Genomic DNA, 17,214 nt, shown 5'->3' on the forward strand with positions numbered 1-17,214 from the left:
AGGCCCGCGGGGTTCCCAACGCCGCCGCTCAGAGCGGCCAGACCCACAGCAGCATCGGCGTGCCGACCAGCACGATCAGTACTTCCAGCGGCAAGCCCATGCGCCAGTAATCGCCGAAGCGGTAGCCGCCGGGCCCGAGGATCAGGGTGTTGTTCTTGTGGCCGATGGGCGTCAGGAACGCACAGGAGGCGCCGACGGCCACGGCCATGAGATAGGTATCCGGGTTCACCCCCAGCCGGTGGGCGATCTCCACCGCCACCGGCGCGGCGATGACCGCGGTGGCGACGTTGTTCAGCACGTCGGAGAGAGTCATGGTGACCACCATCAGCAGCACCAGGATCACCACGGGTGACAGCGCCTCGGAATGCTGCACCACCGTGTCTGCGATGAGCCCGGTGCCGCCGGTGGTCTCCAGCGCCTCGCCGAGGGGGATCAGCGAGCCCAGCAGCACGATGACCGGCCATTCGATGGAGTCGTAGAGCTGGCGCAGCGGCATGACGCCGGCCGCCACCATGCCCACCACCGCCGCGGCCAGCGCCACGGTGAGGTCCAGCACGCCGGTGCTGGCCAGGACGATCGCCGCAGCGAAGATGGCTACCGCAATGCCCGACTTCCGTCGCTGCAGCGACGGCAGGTCCTTCTCGGCCAGCGGCAGGCAGCCCATCCACTGGGCGACGGTGGGAAGCTGCTCGGCCGGACCCATCAGCAGCAGCACATCGCCGGGCTCGATGTCCACCTTGCGCACCCGGTCGCGGAAGCGCCGGCCCTGGCGGGCGACGCCCATGAGTGCGACGCCGTGGCGATACAGGAGCCGCAGGGAATTGGCCGAGCGCCCGGCGATGCGGGCGCCGACGGGTACCGCCACTTCCATGAGGGCGAGGTCCTCCGGCTTCTCGGCATCCTCGGTCTTCGGCTTGCCGCTGAGTTCCAGTTCCAGCTTGTCGGCGAGTTTGTCGATGCCCTCGGGGTTCGCCTCCACCACCAGCACGTCGCCCTTGCGTATCTCGACGATGCGGGCGAAGCCCGGCATGCGCTTGCCCTGCCGTACCAGGCCGATGACGGCGGCGTCGTTCTCCTCGGCCAGCTCGTCCAGCTCGCGCACGCGCTTGCCGATCACCTCAGAATCCTCGGGCACCTCGAGTTCGGCGATGTAGCCGGTGAGCACGTCGTCCTCGGACTGCGGCTGCATCTCACCCTCGGGCAGCAGCCGCCAGCCTGCGAGCACCACGAAGGCGACGCCGACGACGGCGCAGGCGAGACCCACCGGCGTGAAGTCGAACATCTGGTAGGGCTCGCCGAGCGCAGCCGCACGATACTCGGCGATGACGATGTTGGGGGGCGTGCCGATCAGCGTCACCATGCCACCCAGGATGCTGGCGAAGGACATCGGCATCAGCGTGCGGGCGGCGGTGCGTTTCGCCTTCCTCGCAGCCTCCATGTCCACGGGCATCAGGAGCGCCAGCGCCGCCACGTTGTTCATCAGCGTGGAGAGGGTGGCCGACAGGGAGGCCATCACCGCGATGTGGCCGCCGAGGCGGCGGGACTTGTCTACCAGGTAGTACACCACGAGGTCGACGACGCCGGCGTTCGACAGGGCGCGGCTCAGCACCAGCACCAGGGCGATGACGATGGTCGCTGGATGTCCGAAGCCGGAGAACGCTTCGTCGCTCGGCACCAGTCCGGCGATGACCCCGATCACCAGGGCGGCGAAGGCGACGATGTCGTAGCGCCAGCGTCCCCAGATCAGCATCACGAGGACGCCGGCCATCAGCGCGAACAGCAGTGCGATTTCCAGGTTCACGGCCGGGTCATTCCGCTGTCTGCCATCCAGCCTGTAATCGCATCCACGACGGGACCGGGCCGCTTCACCCAGCCGAAGTGGGCATTACTCGACTCACGAAAGAGCGCGTCGTCCAGGTGCAGCCGGGTTGTCTGCTCCGGCGGCAGTTTGGAGGCGAGGTGATCGGCGGCCGAAGCCGGCGCGAAGTCGTCGCCGGCGACGGAGATCAGGAGCGCCGGCTCCCGCATCCGGTCCAGCGCCGCCTCGTAGTCCGTGTCCGAGCCCCTGGCCCTATAGCGGCCGGTGCGGGCCTGATGGGCCCAGTCGGCCACCAGGCTGCGGGCTTCCCGGCCGCCGAAACCCAGCCGATGCCCCGGGTAACTGCCCAGCACCTTGCCCGCTGCCGCGATGAACTGGGTGGCCAGCAGGAAAACGTAGCGCCGCGGCGCCGGGAACGCTCGCCACCAGATGGAGCCGGTAGCCACCGTGACCACGGCGGTCACGCTGCCCGGATTGGCGCCGGCGTAGAGCAGGCTCACCTGCCCGCCCAGGCTATGGCCCAGCAGAACGAGCGGCGCTGCCGGATAGCGCTCGCGCACCGTGGTGATGGCGGCGGGCCAGTCCAGTTCCAGCAATTCCCGGTAGCCGAAGTCGGTGCGGCGGTCCGGACGGACGCTGCTGGTGCCGTGCCCGCGCAGATCCATGGTGACCAGGCGCAGCCCGGCGGCGGCCATGGGCGTGGCGAGCGGCTGGTAGAACCTGCCGGGCAGGGCCATCGCCGGCGTGACCAGGAAGACCGGCGCCTCGGCCGCGAGGACGCCGGGCTCATGAGCGACGAGCATGGACGTGGCCCCGTCCGCGGCGCGGCAGGGCAGTTCTGTGAACGCGGCCATGGGGCGAGAATAGCAGAAGGCCCGACCCGGAAAGGGCAGGATGGCGCCCCGCCGCACGCTGTATTTTTACGGTCCGGCTCCCTACACTGGACGCCGGCCGTCGGCCGGGCTTCCGCCGGTCGAGGCCCCCGGGGACACGCATCCATGCTCAGACGGAATCTTTTCCTCACTTTGCTCGCCGCGCTCGCCGTGTTCGCCGCCCTCAGCGGGACGCTGGACGAGGTGGGCAACGAGCAGGCACAGGCCGCTTTCAAACGGGCGCTGGTCACCTTCGCCGTGGCCAGGACGCTGAACGGGGTCATCTCCGTGGCTCAGGGCACGGAGGTGGCGGTGGAGCCCGCCGGCGTCGGCGTGACATTCGGCGTCGGGCAGATCCTGGATCCGATCAACGACCTCGTGGAACAGTTCGCCGGTGTGATGCTGGTGGCCTCCTCGTCCCTCGGCATACAGAACGTGCTGCTCGGCATGACCGGCTGGTGGGGGACCACGGCGGCGCTGGTGGCCGCCGTCGCCCTGGCGCTGGCGGTGATCTGGTGGCCGTCCGAGCGGGCGCGGCGCTGGGACGGTCCGGCGGTCCGCCTGCTGCTGATCCTGCTGTTCCTGCGCTTCGCCGTGCCGCTGCTCGTACTCGGCACAAACGCGGTGTTCGACACCTTCCTCGCGGCGGAGCAGGAGGCGGCGACCCTGGCGCTGGAAACCACCCGGGAGGAGATCGAGGAGCTGAACGAGCAGGCCGCGCCGCCCGCGCCGGAGAGCGAGACCATGATGGGTCGGCTGGGTGCCATGCTGGACGAATCGCTGGAGTCGATGAACGTGAAGCAGCGGCTGGACGACCTGCGGCTGCGCGTCTCGAACGCCAGCGAGCACATCGTCAACCTCATCGTGATCTTCGTGCTGCAGACCATCCTCCTGCCGCTGGCCTTCCTGTGGATTATCGTCCAGGCACTGAAGGCGCTGGGCAGCCGGATGACCGGTGCCGGCCGAGCAGACGCGATATGATTTCCCGGCAGGCGCCGCCGAGCAGCCTGCCAAGGAGAACCGTCCCATGAATCAGACCACCATCTCGCCGCCGCCGCCCCTGCTGAGCCTGCTCGAGGCCCGCGCGCCGCTGGAGGGGCTCGGCCTCGCGGCCTTCTGGCCCTGGATCACGTTCGTGCCCCGCGGCGACGGCCGGCCGGTGGTGCTCGCGCCGGGTTATGGCGCCAGCGACGTCTCGATGTACCCGCTGTACCGCTACCTGAAGTGTCTCGGCTACGACGTGCACCACTGGGGGCTCGGCCGCAACCGCGGCAAGGTTTCGAAGTATGTCGCCACGCTGAAGGAGCATGTGCGGGAACTGCACGAGTCCACCGGCGAGACCGTGACGCTGATCGGCTGGAGCCTCGGCGGCGTGGTGATGCGCGAGATCGCCCGCGAGGCCCCCGAACTCGTGCGCGAGGTCATCACCATGGGTACGCCGATCGTGGGCGGGCCGAAGTACACCCGGGTCGGCGAAGAGTTCGCGAAGCGGGAAAACCTGGACCTGGACCGGTTCGAGATCGCCGTGCACGAACGCAACATGGAAGGCATCCAGTGCCCGGTCACCTCGATCTACAGCAAGACCGACGGCGTCGTCTCCTGGCGCGCCTCCATCGACCGCTACAACCCCCAGGCCCGCAATGTCCGCGTACCGGGCTCTCACCTCGGCCTCGGCTTCAACCCGGCGGTCTGGCGCGTCATCGCCACCACCCTCGGCACAAAGCCCGGTCGGGCCTGAAGGCCCTCCTACGTGGGGGTCAGGGCCAGCAGGCAGTCGGCGGCTTCCTCGATGGTGGCGCCGACGGCGACCAGGCCTTCCTCATGGCCGGCCATTACCGCCACGCCCGAGCGGGCGAAGTCGGTCTCCTCGTACAGGCGGCGGAACTCCCTGGCCATCTCCGGTGTGCCGTAGGGCACGTCCGGCGCGGTGGTCGGGATGCGGTCCCTCAACCGCCGCCACAGTTCGCCGCTGTGCACGTGGGCGATGGCGCGGATGGCCGGGTCCAGTTCGTAGATGGCAGCGTGGGTGAGGGCTTCGGAGGAGGCCTGGATCGGACCCTCGCAGGCGACCCGGTTGGCGTCGATGTCGTAGCCGGTCACCAGGGCGTAGTGGCTCGCTTCGGTGCGCGGGATGTGGCCGGTCTGGGTGCCACTGACGATGAACGTGCCGGGTTCCCGGCCGCGGATGCTCAGGTTGCCATAGCCGACGCCGTGCTCGGCGTAGTAGCCCACGAGGCCCGCGTCGTGGAGGCGGTTGCGGCAGTCGTTCAGCGCCTGGACGGCGTCGGCGCGCAGTGCGGGCGCCGGGCGCCAGTAGACCTCGTATTTGGTATAGCCCTCGTCGATGGGGCCGGGCGCCGTCATCGTGCCGGACCTCAGGCGGCCGCGCCGGCCCGATCCGGGAACAGCGCCGCCAGGCCTTCCTCGCTGGCGTCGCAGATACCGCGTTCGGTGATGAGGCCCGTCACCAGGCGTGCGGGCGTCACGTCGAAGGCGTAGTTGGCGGCCGGTGAATCTTCCGCAACCGTCTGCACCGCGCGTATCTCGCCGCCGAGCAGCCCGGCGATATGGGTGACTTCCTCCGGGCTGCGTTCCTCGATGGGGATGTTCGCGAGTCCGTCGGCGATGTCCCAGTCGATGGTGGTGGAGGGCAGTGCGACGTAGAACGGGATGCCGTTGTCCCGGGCGGCGAGCGCTTTCAGGTAGGTGCCGATCTTGTTGGCGACGTCGCCGGCGCGGGTGGTGCGGTCGGTGCCCGTGATGCAGATGTCCACCCTGCCGTGCTGCATGAGGTGGCCGCCGGCATTGTCCACGATCACGGTGTGCTCAATGCCGCTCGCCGCCAGTTCCCAGGCCGTGAGCTGGGAGCCCTGGTTGCGGGGCCGGGTCTCGTCCACCCAGACGTGGATGGGGATGCCACGCTCCTTTGCGAGATACATCGGTGCGGTGGCGGTACCCCAGTTGATGGTGGCCAGCGAGCCGGCATTGCAGTGGGTGAGTATGTTCACCGGCGCACCGCCTTTCCGCTCGGCTATCGCCGCCAGCAGTTCCACGCCCTGCTCGCCGATGCGCCGCGAGATTTCCACGTCCTCCTCGCAGATGGCCTCGGCCTCGGCGCGCAGCCGGTGCGCGAGCTCGTCGTCGCCGGCGTTGCGCAGGGTCGCCAGCATACGCTCGATGCCCCAGCGCAGATTCACCGCCGTCGGCCGGGTGGCGGCCAACGTCTCCGCCGCCTCGCGGAGGAACGACCGTGCGGCGTCGCCTTCGAGGCCCGCCCGGTCTGCTTCCAGCGCGGCCAGATACAGGCTCCAGGCCGCGGTGGCACCGATCAGCGGCGCGCCGCGCACCAGCATCTCGCGGATGGCGAAGGCGCCGTCGGCATGGGTGCGCAGGTCGAAGACCTCGTAGCGGTGAGGCAGGCGGCGCTGGTCGATGATCTGCACGACGGCGGGGTCGTCCGGGTGCAGCCAGATGGTTCTGAAGTTCTCGCCGGGAGTGTTACCAGAAAATTTCATAACGGTCCGTGCGGATGCGTGCGGGCGCCGGCCGGATGGCCGCGGGCGTTAACGGGCGTCAAACAGGATCGCTACGATAACGTCGGCGACGAGACGGCACAAATCCGCGCGGCGCTCCGCGCGAGTGGCCGGGGGCGGGTCTATCGGTCGGCCGCAGAGTCCCGCGACCACCGTATCCGGCGGTCTCTCTCCCCCTCGTCGTCGCCGCTCAGCGGCCGCCCGGCATCTCCGCGCAGCCGCAGCCGCGCGGTCCGGAGCCCGGCTTGTCGAACAGGCTCTCGCAGTACTTCACGGTGCCGCCGGGACAGGCGGCGGCCGTCCTCGCCGTGGTGGAATGCGTCCAGGCGTTCCCGCCCGCACAGCCCGCCAGGGCGAGGCAGCATACGACGGTCATGGCTTTGCCGACAGTCATTACGTCAACCTACGCCGGGTACAGGCCGCAGCCTGTGAACTGCGTCCCGGTTCGGTTGTTTCCCCTCCTGCCGCCGGCGCTTACTCCCCCCGAGCAGAGACGCCGGCGTGTTCTGCGTACCCTACGCCACTGACCCGGGTGCCGTCACGTTCGCCGTCGACGGTGATGGCGCCCTCCCAGTAGCGGACGGACAGATCCAGCTCCTGCCCGGGCATGCGCGGGGTCACGGCCAGATCGATGCCGAGGTGCGGCACCTGCAGGCGCCAGGCGACGGTGTAGCGGATGCCGGTCTCCGGGCTCGTCCAGTATCCGGTCGCCTCGAGCCGGGCCTGCGCGGCGCCGTAGCGAGCGGCCACCCCGCCGTCCGGATCCACCAGGATGCCGCCGGAGTAGGGCGCGGTGCCGCCGTCGGTCTGGCGCAGCCGGTAGTACATGAGGTCGTAGCCGTCGTCGAGCTGGATCGCGAACCAGTTCCAGCCCTCCACGCCGGGGCCGAGCACGCTGGTGCTCCATTCCCGATCGAACCACACGAGACCGCTGACGGCGTGTTCGGTGTCGCCGACGCGCACCCGGCCTTCGGCGGGCAGCCGGGTGAAGGAGTAGTAGTAAGACGCATTGCCCGCTTCGGGGCCCTTCGGGTCCAGCCCGTCCTCGCCCTGCAGGACCAGCGGCTTGCCGTCGTCGATGGCCAGGTCGAGCGCGAAGCCGTCGCCGTCCGCCACGAGCCGCAGCGGGAACCAGCCCGTATCATCGGCGCTGGCCAGCTCCCAGTCGTCGAGCCAGACGCGGAACGGCATCCTCTGCGCGCCCGCCAGTCCGAGCGCCTGGCGCTCGAATTTCTCGTCCGCATGGAATTCGCCGGCGTCGGTGTCGGTCACCGCGAAATGCGCCATCCAGAGCTGGTCGGTGGCCCACGCCGACGGCCGGTCGGGCGGCGCCGCGTCGATGCCGAAACGGAAGAAGGTCATCTGGAAGCCGAAATGCCGGCCCGGCGTGGTCTCCAGGTTGCCGGTGAGGTACCACCACTCGGTGCGGTAATCGGGATGAGCGCCGTGATCTTCCGGGAAGCGGAACTCCCGGGGCGCATCCGCGCGGGCAAAGCGGGCGTCGTCTTCCGCGCTGCCGAGGAAGGTGGTGACGTTCGAGCTGTCGTCGGCCGCAGTTTCGGTGGGCGAGGAGTCGCAGCCGCCTGCCAGCAGCGCGCCGGCGAGGACGATGGAGAGGGCGAGGTGACGCGCTGCCGCCATGCTCATTCCCCCCGCAGATTGGCCGCGATGGGCTGGCCGGCCAGGCGTCGGGCCGGATAGAGTCCGGCGAGGAAGGCGGCGGCCACCGCGAGCACGATACCGGTAACGAGCTGTCCCGGCGCCACCACGAAGCCCATGGTCCAGCCGAAGGAGCGCTGGTTGATGACGTAGATCAGCAGCGCGGCCAGCACCACGCCGAGGGGCAGCGCGAGCAGTCCCGAGACCAGGCCCAGCAGCGTCGTCTGGGCCAGGGAATTGGCCCCGGTCTGCCGGCGCGTATAGCCGATGGCGCGCAGCGTCGCCACTTCCCGGCTGCGCTCCAGCTGCAGGGCCAGCAGGGCGCTGAGGATGCCGAAGAAGGCGATGATGCCGGCCAGCAGACGCAGCACGCCGGTGATCTCGAAGGTGCGGTCGAACACATTCAGGGTGATCTTGCGGATTTCTTCGTTGGCCGCGAGGCTCACGTCGCCGCGCTCGACCGCGAAGGCGCCCAGCGCCTGTTCGATGGTGTGACGGTCCGCGTCGGGCTTGCGGTAGATGCCGACACCGTAGGGTTTCTTGTAGCCCCACAGGTCGGCCGCCACGTCGTAGGACAGCATGGCCGAGCTGCCGGCGGTGCGATAGTCCCGGAAGATGCCGAGCACGGCGAATTCGCGTTGTCCCCGCCCCGTCGGCAGCGTCAGGATGTCGCCCACCTCCAGCCCGCGCAGGCCGGCGAAGGCCTCGGCCAGCAGGATGCCTTCGCCCGCCTCCATCGCCGGGAAGGCAGTCTCCGGATCGCCGGCGACCAGCGTCTCCCCATAGCCTCGCGGGCCCGCCTTCGCGGCGCGCACTGCGACCTCGCCCTCCGCGGTCGGCAGGGTGATGGTGCGCGACAGGCTGGTGCCGGCTACACCGTCGATGCCGGCCAGCCGCCCGATCTCCGCCCTGCTGAATCCCTGCTCGCCGGCGCCCTCGGTGATCAGGTAGTAATCGGCGATGAGCGACTCGTCCAGCCAGCGCGTGACGCTGCCCCGGAAGCTGTCGATCATGACGCCGATGCCCACCACCGTGGCCACGGCCACCGCGAGTGCCGTCACTGCGATGCCGGTCCGTGACAGCGAGGCGGCCGCGCCCCGTATCGCCATCCGCACCGGCAGGCCGAGGCGCCGGCCTCCGGCCGCCTGTGCGCCGGCCAGCAGTCGGCCGGTGGCCGGCGGTACCAGCAGGGCATAGCCCGCCAGTACCAGGAACAGACCCGCGAAGGCCGGCACCAGTCCGGCGCCGGGCCAGGCGATCAGCGCCGCTGCCCCCAGGAAAGCGACGACCGCCACGGCGGGACCGGCCCTGAAGCGCTGCTGCATGCTGCGCTCCCGGGCGATCTCGGTCATGGCGGTGCGCGGCGGCTCGCCCGCCGCCTCCATCGCCGGGCGCAGGGCGGCGATCACCGTGGCCCCGACCCCAAGCACGCCCGCCTTCACGAAGGGGAACCAGGCGATGCCGTCGGGGCTTACCCGGGCGGTGAAGTACAGGTCGTTGATGGTGGCCAGTACCAGGTCGGTGAGAGAGCGGGACAGTGCCCAGCCGAGAGCGAGGCCTGCGGCTGTGGCGACCAGGCCGAGCACGAGGCTTTCCGCCAGCACGTCCCCTGCCACGTCGGCCCGTGTTGCGCCGATGGCGCGCAGCGTGCCGAGGCTGCGCCGGCGGCGCACCACCGCGAAGGACATCGTGGCGTAGATCAGCAACATGCCGACCACCAGCGCCAGCAGGCTGAGCGCGGTCAGATTGATGCGGAAGGCGCGCAGCATCTCGCCGGTCACGTCGTCGCTCGAGCCGGCCGGCACCAGCGCCGCCCCCGGCGGCAGGGCGGCGGCCACCCGTCCCGCGATGTCGTCGGCCGCCTCGCCCGGCAGGGCCAGCTCGACGCGGCTCAGTTCGCCCATCCGGCCCAGCACCTCCTGGGCGGTGCTGATGTCGGCGATGACCGGTCCCGATGCCCCGGAGCCGCGTCCGGCCTCCAGCACGACGACGCCGCGCACGTGCAGCGTATGGACTGCCTCCCTGGCCGTGACGGTGAACTCGTCTCCGGCGGCGAGCCCGAGGGACGCGGCGAACGCCTCCGGGAGCAGGACCGCGCCCGGCTCGGCGATCAGCGGCCGGACGTCCAGCCCGCCGCCATCGGCCTGGCGCTGTACCAACCGGAGCGCGTCGTCGAACGCGAGCTCCGCGACCGGATCGACGCCCAGCAGGCGCACCGAGCGGTCGTCGTGGCCGGGCAGGAGTACCCGGCCTTCCACCACCGGCGCGGCGAGGTCGAGCCCGAGCCCGGTCTTGATCCGCGTGTAGACGGACTCGTCCAGCGCGCCGCCCGCTGCCTCCACGTAATGGCTGGCCCGGTTCGAGGTGAGCTCCCGCGAGAGCTCGAACGCCCGCAGCGAGGCAGCATTGGCGAGGTCGATGGCCACCACCACCGCGACGCCCAGCGCGATGCCCGCGACGGCGAGCGCCAGCTGGCCGGGGTGGCGCAGGTAGAAGCGGATGGCGGACTGGCGCCGGAGGCTGGTCACTGGCGCTCCAGGCCGCCCTCGCGCACCTCGCAGACCTCGTCGGCGTAGCCGATGACCTCGGTGCTGTGAGTGGCCATGATCAGCGTGGTGCCCTGGCGCCGGCAGGCATCGTCCAGCAGTTCGACCACCTGCTGCGCCGTGGACAGATCCAGATTGCCGGTGGGCTCGTCCGCCAGGACGATCGCGGGTTCGTGGATCAGCGCCCGGGCGATCGCCACCCGCTGCTGCTCGCCGCCGGACAGCTCCTCCGGGAAGCGGTCGCGGAAGCCGGCCATGCCCACACCGGCCAGCGCGGCTTCCGCCCGCTCGCGGCCCTCGGCGGCGGGCACGTCGAGCAGCTCCAGCGGCAGACGGACGTTCTCGCCCGCTGTCAGCGTCGGCAGCAGGTTGAAGAACTGGAACACGAAGCCGAGGTGGCGGCGGCGGAACAGGGTGCGCTCCCGGTCCGTTACGCTGCTCACCGGTTGATCGCCGATACGGATGAGACCGGCGCTGGGCTCGTCGAAACCGGCGATCAGATTCAGCAGCGTGGACTTGCCCGAGCCGCTGCGTCCCAGCAGCGCGACGAAGCGGCCGCTCGTGAACTCGGCGCTGACACCCTCGAGCACGGTCTGGCGGTGCTCGCCGGCCCGGTAGTGTTTGCTGACCTGTTCGAGGGTGATGCGCATGGCGCGCATTGTTCCACAGCTCGCGTCCGCTGTGGCACCGGTCTGCCGGCTGTTCAGCCGCTGAACAGAAAACCGGCGGGAAAACCCGGTCAGGACACCCGGTGGAAAAAAAGCCCGGGCACCGCGGTGCCGAAGTGCCCGGGCAAAGACCCCTAGGCGGGGCGGGGTGGATTCACGCGGCCTCCTGCAGCGGACGGGATTCCGGTTCATCGGCATCCGACTTCGTCGCCATCGCTGCCGGCGCCTTGGAGACGTCGCGGAAACGCAGCAGGTCCACGATGCGCGTCGATGCGCCGTTCCAGAAGCCGGCCTCCATACCCTCCACGCTGCGGGGGTTCGCGAAGGTGCCGAACACCATGTCCCAGAGCGGCAGGTTCGCGTAATTGAACTCGTGCCGGCCGCGGGCGTGGTGCACCAGGTGGCTCTCCGGCCGCTGGATCAGGTAACCGAGCCAGTGCGGCGTGCGGATGTTGGCGTGCTGGAACATCGCGTTGAACGCGAGCCAGGTTGCGCAGACGGCACCTGCCTCCGGCGTGAGCCCCAGCAGGGGGAAGAACACCAGCGAGCTCCACGAGGTGAAGAAGAACAGGTCGATCGGGTGCAGGTAGTTCGCCCCGAAAGCGTCCAGCTTCTCCGCGCTGTGGTGCACCTGGTGTCCGGCCAGCCACAGCCAGTCGAAGCGGTGTGCCGAGCGGTGATACGCGTAATGGATCAGCTCGTAGACGAGGATCCCCGCCGCCACGCCGCCCCAGGTGCCGAGGACCGATCCGTCCAGCAGGCTCGCGCCCTCGAACACGGTGCCCCAGAAGGTGGTGATGGCGATGGAGCCTCCCAACACGGCGATGGTGGCGGCGAGCATGCGCAGCCGGTACCAGCGCGGTGCCTCGAACTCTCTCGCCTCGTAGACCAGGTCCAGCGCCATGAAGGCGGGGATGAAGGCGAGGCCGATAACGCCCAGTATTTCGATCATCTCTTTTTCCTCTCTCAGAAGCCGGCCACCAGCGCGACGTTTGCGCACAGGATGGCCAGGCCGTAGAACACCAGCAGTGCGATCACCGCCGGCTCCAGCTCCTCGCCCCGGCTGCGTGCGGTGCGCTCGCGGCCGGGGCGGGAATGTTGCGGGTGGCGGGTCGTGTCCACGGATGGCACCGTGTCAGCCCGCCACGCCGGCGAATTGCGCGACGCTGTAGCCGTAGCCGGTGACCAGTGCGGCAAGCACGAGCCAGCCGATGGCCTGCGAGATCGCGCGTTCCTGCCATTGCTTGCGTGTCTTCATGACGATTCCTCCTCGTTGCTCGTCGGCGGCAAACGCGCTGCCGACGAAGCGAATGATGAGCAGGTCGCGCGCTAACTAACTGAAATAGAAACGCTTTAATTCCGAAGAAAAACCGAAATTTGTCCGCAGGCGGCTGCGGGACCGCGCCGGGACGTGTCTCGGGCCCGCTGCCGCGGTCTAGAATTGGCGAGAACCAGGGAGAGACGCAGCGTGATGCGCAGGCAGCCGTTCATCGTCGGCGACTGGGAGGTGTTCCCTCTCGAAGGCCGCATCGTCCGTGACGGAAGATTCGAACGCCTTCGGCCGAAGGCCATGGACGTGCTGTGCCTGCTGGCCGCGAGTCCCGGCGAGGCGGTGGAGCGCGATACCATCCTGGGCGAGGTCTGGGGCCGCACGGCGGTGACCGACGAGCCGCTCACGGCCACCATCGGCGAGCTGCGGCGCGTGCTCGGCGACCGCAGAGGCGACTACCGGTACGTGGAGACCATCCCGAAGCGGGGTTACCGGCTGGTGGCGGAAGTCTCGGAATCGGCTGCGCAGCCGCTGACGGAGGACACTGTCGCATCCCCCGGACCGGTAACGGTCGCTGATGGCACGGGCCGGCGGACGTGGATAATTGCGGCGGGTGTCCTGTTGGTTCTGGGGGCGGCGGCGCTCACACTGTTGCGCTACGGCGGCGATGAGGTCTCCGCGGCACCCGGCTCCATCGCCGTGCTGCCATTCGCGGTGCAGGGCGGCGCGGAGGCGGACATGTACTTCGGCGACGGTCTCGCCCAGGAGATTCTGACCACGCTGTCCACCATCGGCGAGCTCCGGGTCGTCGCCCGCCATTCGGCGTTCGAATTCCGGGATCGCGCCGACGACCTCATGGCCATCAGGGACAGTCTGCAGGTGGACGCTGTGCTCGACGGTACCATCCGCCGGGACCGTGACCGCATCCGCGTGAACGTGCAGCTGGTGGACGTGGCCAGCGGCTATAACCTGTGGGCGCAGACCTACGACCGTCGTATCGGCGACACCTTTCTGCTGCAGACGGAGATTGCCCGCGCCATTGCGAGTCAGCTCAGCGTCAAGCTGGCGGCCGGCACCGCGGTGCCGGCCGCCGAGGTGCCGGACGGGGATGCCTATATCGCGTACCTGCACGGGCGCTACCTGTTCGAGACCGCGCGGGACGAGGCGGGTTTGCGCGAAGCCATCCGTTACCTCGGGGAGGCGCTGGAGGCCGACCGTGAATTCGCGCCGGTCTACTCGGCGCTTGCCGGTGCATGGATGCGGCTCGCCGATATCGGCGCCATCCCGGCAGACGAGGGCTACGGGCGCGGCGGCACTCACGCGCGGCGGGCTCTCGAACTCGCGCCCGACCTGGCGGAAGCGCACCTGCTGCTGGGCTGGATGCACCTCTATCACGACTGGGACTGGGAGGCGGCCGGACGCTCGCTGGAGCGGGCCCTGCAACTGGCCCCCGGCGACGGCTTCGTGCTGATGGCCAACGCCGCGCTGAACTTCCACCTCGGGGAGTTCGATCGGGCGGTGCGGCTCGCCGCCATGGCAGCCGAGCGCGACCCGTTGCGGGCCAGTCCCTATTACAACCTCGCGTACTTCCGTTATACCGCCGGCGATCTCGAAGGTGCCGAGCGCGCCCTCGACCGCGCCGAGGAACTGGTGCCGGGCTACCCCCGCGCCGGCCTGTTACGGGTCCAGATCGACCTCGAGCGCGGCAACGTCGCGCTGGCGGGGAGCCGGGTGGAGCCGAACCCCATACTCGGGGCGGTGGCCGATGCACTGATCGCGGAGGCCCGCGGCGACAGAGAGCGGGCGCTGGGGGCCGTGTCGATCCTGGAGCGGGACCATGCGGATACCGCGCCGTACCAGATCGCGGAAGTCTACGCCTGGCTGGGCGAGACCGACCTCGCCTTCCGCTGGCTCGAGCGGGCGTGGGAGGCGCGCGACCCGGGCATGACGGATCTCAAGGTCGACCCGCTCCTCGAGCCGCTGCAGGGCGATCCCCGCTACCGGGAGCTGCTGTCGCGCTTGGGCTTCGAATCGTCCCGTGTGAGCCCGTAGGGCGCGACCAGTTTCCACACGTGCGCCGGCACCATGTGGCGCATGCGCTGCGGTGCCTGCCGGGCCAGGTGCAGCACCGTCTCCACCGCCTTCATCTCCACCCGGGCGCGGGCGAACTCCAGACCCCGTGGGCCGATGCGCGGCATGAGCCACCCGACCAGGGGCCGGAGCCAGTCCGGCATGCCCCGCACCGGCAGCCCGCCGGCGGCGCGTTCCGTGTTCTTCAGGAAGCCGGCCACGTGGCTCTTGCGCTTGCCGGCGCTGCCGGGTTCGCTCGTGACCACCTCGGCGCCCAGCAGTCCCAGGAGTTCCTCGCCACGGTGGTTGCGAACCAGCAGCCACTGCTCGCCTTCGCCTCCCATGTAGCCGACGGTGATGTCGGCCAGCACGTTGGTGTAGTCGACGCAGGTGCGGCAGGTCAGCGGGAAGAAGTCCGACGGCAGCTGCGATATGGGCAGCTTCAGGAACGGGATCTCGCGGCGTCGGCCGTCGGTGTAGCGCAGCTCCACCCGGTAGTCGGCGCGGAACTCCAGGTACTCGATGGTCTCCGGTTCGTCGGAGAGCAGGGCGAGGAACTGGTGGAAGCGCTCGGTGGTGGTGTTGTCGGAGCAGGGCGTGCCGATGACGTACAGGCGCTCCAGCCCGAGTTCCCGCTCCAGTGCCCGCAGGGCGTAGACCTGGCAGGGGATGCCGATTACCGCGATACGCCGATGCCCGGCCTCGACGGCCGGTTCGAGCAGGGCCAGCAGCGGCGCGTAGCCCATGCGCATGCCGCGGCAGGCGGCCATCTGCCGCGAGTCGGTGACCAGCACGGGCACGGGCTTCCAGCGGTCCTCCGGGTCCGGCGCCATCGTGAGCACGGCATCGACCAGCCCGTCCTCGAGCAGTCGCTCGCCGATGCGCGTTGTGATGCCCGTCCACTGGGCGCCTGCCCGCGGCTCGGCGAGCCGGGCGCGCAGCATGCGCCGGAACGGGCCGAAGTGCAGCTCGTCGGGCCGCGCCGGATCGCGGGCCCGGCCATGCACCTGCCGCTCGAGGCCGGGGTAGTCCGGCTTTATGAACTGGCAGGCGCGGCCGCATCGCTTCGGCTCCGCCGTCCGCGAGATGCCGCAGTCGGTGCACAGGTCCCGCGGCGCCGCCTCGCCGAGCGGCGGCGCCGTGATGCCGGTGTCAGCCGGGGAGCTGATAGCCCACCGAGGCCCCGGGACCCAGCGGCAGACCCAGTCCCACCCAGATCATGGTTATCACCAGACCCGAGACCATCAGCCAGATCGAGTACGGGATCATGGCTGCCATCAGGCTGCCGAGGCCGAAGTCCGGCGTCCAGCGCTGGCAGAAGGTGAGGATCAGGGGGAAGTAGACCATCAACGGTGTGATGATGTTGGTCGCGCTGTCGCCCACCCGGTAGGCGGCGGTGGTCATCTCGGCGCTGACGCCGAGCAGCATCATCATCGGGATCAAGACCGGCGCGAGCAGGGCCCACTTCGCGCTGGCGGAGCCCACCAGCAGGTTGATGGCGCCGGTGAAAAGCACGAGCAGACCAAGCAGCACCGGCATCGGCAGGTTCGACGACTTGATGACGTCCGCTCCCTGCACGGCGAAGATGAGGCCAAGGTTGGACCAGGTGAACATGGCCACGAAGTGGGCCGCGACGAAGGCGAGCACGAGGTAGTAGGCCAGGTCCGCCATGGACTCCGACATCATGGTGACGATGTCCCGGTGGTCTTTTACGGTGCCTGCGGCGGCGCCGTATGCCCAGCCCGCGGCCAGGAACAAAACAAAGAAGCCGGCCACGAGAGACTTGTAGAATGGATCCAGGCGGAATTTCGGCTGCGCCGTCTCGTCATAGAGCGGCGTGCCGGGCCCTATGGTGAAGAATATCCACAGTCCCACAACGCCGAGCACCGCCAGTCCGGCCCATTTCAGGCCGCGGCGCTCTTCGGGAGTCAGGGGCTTGTCCTCGTGGATGGATTTGGCCGCCTCGCCCTCGGCCTTGTAGGTGCCGAGACGCGGCTCGATGATGCGGTCCGTGACGTACCAGATGACCGGCAGGAACAGAAACGTCATGACGGCGATGAAATACCAGTTGCCGGCGATGTTCGCGTCCCACGTGGGCACGATGCTCTCGGCCGCGGCCTCGGTGATGCCGAACAGCAGCGCGTCGAGCTGCCCGGGGAAGAGATTCGCCGAGAAGCCGCCCGAGACGCCGGCGAACGATGCGGTGATGCCGGCAACGGGATGCCGGCCGGCCGCGGCATAGAGCACGCCGGCCAGCGGGATCAGCACGACATAGGCGGCGTCGGCCGCCAGGTTGCCCAGCATCGCCACCAGCGCGACCGCCGGCGTGAGCAGGAAACGGGGCGCGTTCCTGACGCCGGCGTGCATGGCGGAGGCGAACAGGCCTGAGCGTTCGGCGACACCGGCGCCCAGCATCACCACCAGCACGTAGCCCAGCGGATGAAAGTGGGTGAACGTGGTGGGCATCTCGACCCACAGCCGCCGGATGTTGTCGGCCGAGAGCAGGCTCTCCGCGGTGAGCACCAGCGGCATGCCGTCTTCGCCCTTCGCGGTGGGATGCAGCGCCGACATGTCCACCCAGGCCGCGAAGATGCTGAACGCGATCAGGGCGGCGATCAGGTACAGGAAAATGAATACCGGATCGGGCAGCCGGTTGCCGGTGCGCTCGATCCAGCCGAGTATGCCCGTATTGGTGGCGGGCGTGCCGTCCGACGGTGCCATGCTCGCTCCCTCATCTATGAAAAATTCCCGGCAGCATAGGCCAAGGGCCGGACGAG

16 protein-coding genes are annotated in these 17,214 nt (G+C 69.5%); 3 read left to right on the forward strand and 13 right to left on the reverse strand.

The genetic code is table 11. The features are described 5' to 3' along the window. Positions 1 to 28: 28 nt before the first annotated feature. Together ACJMKX_RS17315 and ACJMKX_RS17320 are read right to left on the reverse strand one after the other, a co-directional pair. Positions 29 to 1,801, reverse strand: coding sequence for an SLC13 family permease (locus tag ACJMKX_RS17315; protein WP_405228177.1), 1,773 nt, complete (start codon positions 1,799 to 1,801; stop codon positions 29 to 31). Then, the gene (locus ACJMKX_RS17320) at positions 1,798 to 2,673 is read right to left on the reverse strand and encodes an alpha/beta hydrolase family protein (protein ID WP_405228179.1); all 876 of its coding nucleotides are present in this window, start codon (positions 2,671 to 2,673) and stop codon (positions 1,798 to 1,800) included. Before ACJMKX_RS17320 ends, ACJMKX_RS17315 begins: the two co-directional genes overlap by 4 nt. Positions 2,674 to 2,817: 144 nt before the next feature. Here ACJMKX_RS17320 and ACJMKX_RS17325 point away from each other — a divergent pair, with 144 nt between their 5' ends. Both ACJMKX_RS17325 and ACJMKX_RS17330 read left to right on the forward strand, forming a co-directional pair. After that, positions 2,818 to 3,672, forward strand: a complete 855-nt coding sequence (locus ACJMKX_RS17325) for a hypothetical protein (RefSeq protein WP_405228181.1) — start codon at positions 2,818 to 2,820, stop codon at positions 3,670 to 3,672. A gap of 46 nt (positions 3,673 to 3,718) precedes the next feature. Beyond that, positions 3,719 to 4,429 (forward strand): esterase/lipase family protein, encoded by a 711-nt coding sequence (locus ACJMKX_RS17330; protein WP_405228183.1) that lies wholly within the window; start codon positions 3,719 to 3,721, stop codon positions 4,427 to 4,429. A gap of 8 nt (positions 4,430 to 4,437) precedes the next feature. Here ACJMKX_RS17330 and ACJMKX_RS17335 read toward each other — a convergent pair whose 3' ends face one another. The 9 genes from ACJMKX_RS17335 to ACJMKX_RS17375 all read right to left on the reverse strand — a co-directional run bounded on the left by ACJMKX_RS17335 (position 4,438) and on the right by ACJMKX_RS17375 (position 12,355). Next, positions 4,438 to 5,055 (reverse strand): class II aldolase/adducin family protein, encoded by a 618-nt coding sequence (locus ACJMKX_RS17335; protein WP_405228185.1) that lies wholly within the window; start codon positions 5,053 to 5,055, stop codon positions 4,438 to 4,440. Between the two features lie 11 nt (positions 5,056 to 5,066). Further along, entirely contained in the window at positions 5,067 to 6,206 is a 1,140-nt protein-coding gene (mtnA, locus tag ACJMKX_RS17340) for an S-methyl-5-thioribose-1-phosphate isomerase (RefSeq protein WP_405228187.1), read from the reverse strand. A gap of 208 nt (positions 6,207 to 6,414) precedes the next feature. Beyond that, positions 6,415 to 6,618, reverse strand: coding sequence for a hypothetical protein (locus ACJMKX_RS17345; protein ID WP_405228189.1), 204 nt, complete (start codon positions 6,616 to 6,618; stop codon positions 6,415 to 6,417). A gap of 80 nt (positions 6,619 to 6,698) precedes the next feature. After that, positions 6,699 to 7,865 carry a lipocalin-like domain-containing protein gene (locus tag ACJMKX_RS17350; protein ID WP_405228191.1) on the reverse strand — a complete coding sequence of 389 codons (1,167 nt, stop codon included), beginning with the start codon at positions 7,863 to 7,865 and terminating at the stop codon, positions 6,699 to 6,701. 2 nt (positions 7,866 to 7,867) lie between these two features. After that, positions 7,868 to 10,411, reverse strand: a complete 2,544-nt coding sequence (locus tag ACJMKX_RS17355; protein ID WP_405228193.1) for an FtsX-like permease family protein — start codon at positions 10,409 to 10,411, stop codon at positions 7,868 to 7,870. Then, positions 10,408 to 11,088 (reverse strand): ABC transporter ATP-binding protein, encoded by a 681-nt coding sequence (locus tag ACJMKX_RS17360; protein ID WP_405228195.1) that lies wholly within the window; start codon positions 11,086 to 11,088, stop codon positions 10,408 to 10,410. Before ACJMKX_RS17360 ends, ACJMKX_RS17355 begins: the two co-directional genes overlap by 4 nt. A 163-nt stretch (positions 11,089 to 11,251) precedes the next feature. Next, positions 11,252 to 12,049, reverse strand: coding sequence for a sterol desaturase family protein (locus tag ACJMKX_RS17365; RefSeq protein ID WP_405228197.1), 798 nt, complete (start codon positions 12,047 to 12,049; stop codon positions 11,252 to 11,254). Between the two features lie 14 nt (positions 12,050 to 12,063). Next, on the reverse strand, positions 12,064 to 12,219 hold the full coding sequence (locus ACJMKX_RS17370) for a hypothetical protein (protein ID WP_405228199.1): 156 nt from the start codon (positions 12,217 to 12,219) through the stop codon (positions 12,064 to 12,066). Between the two features lie 13 nt (positions 12,220 to 12,232). Then, the gene (locus ACJMKX_RS17375; RefSeq protein WP_405228201.1) at positions 12,233 to 12,355 is read right to left on the reverse strand and encodes a hypothetical protein; all 123 of its coding nucleotides are present in this window, start codon (positions 12,353 to 12,355) and stop codon (positions 12,233 to 12,235) included. A 213-nt stretch (positions 12,356 to 12,568) separates the two neighbouring features. Here ACJMKX_RS17375 and ACJMKX_RS17380 point away from each other — a divergent pair, with 213 nt between their 5' ends. Then, positions 12,569 to 14,419 (forward strand): winged helix-turn-helix domain-containing protein, encoded by a 1,851-nt coding sequence (locus ACJMKX_RS17380; RefSeq protein ID WP_405228394.1) that lies wholly within the window; start codon positions 12,569 to 12,571, stop codon positions 14,417 to 14,419. Here the strand turns inward: ACJMKX_RS17380 and ACJMKX_RS17385 are convergent. Both ACJMKX_RS17385 and ACJMKX_RS17390 read right to left on the reverse strand, forming a co-directional pair. Then, entirely contained in the window at positions 14,365 to 15,606 is a 1,242-nt protein-coding gene (locus ACJMKX_RS17385; protein ID WP_405228397.1) for a Coenzyme F420 hydrogenase/dehydrogenase, beta subunit C-terminal domain, read from the reverse strand. The genes ACJMKX_RS17380 and ACJMKX_RS17385 overlap by 55 nt on opposite strands. Continuing rightward, positions 15,590 to 17,158 (reverse strand): AbgT family transporter, encoded by a 1,569-nt coding sequence (locus ACJMKX_RS17390; protein WP_405228203.1) that lies wholly within the window; start codon positions 17,156 to 17,158, stop codon positions 15,590 to 15,592. Before ACJMKX_RS17390 ends, ACJMKX_RS17385 begins: the two co-directional genes overlap by 17 nt. Positions 17,159 to 17,214: the final 56 nt, after the last annotated feature.

The organism is Lentisalinibacter sediminis (genome assembly GCF_040706615.1).
Classification (GTDB): Bacteria; Pseudomonadota; Gammaproteobacteria; order Steroidobacterales; family Woeseiaceae; genus Lentisalinibacter; species Lentisalinibacter sediminis.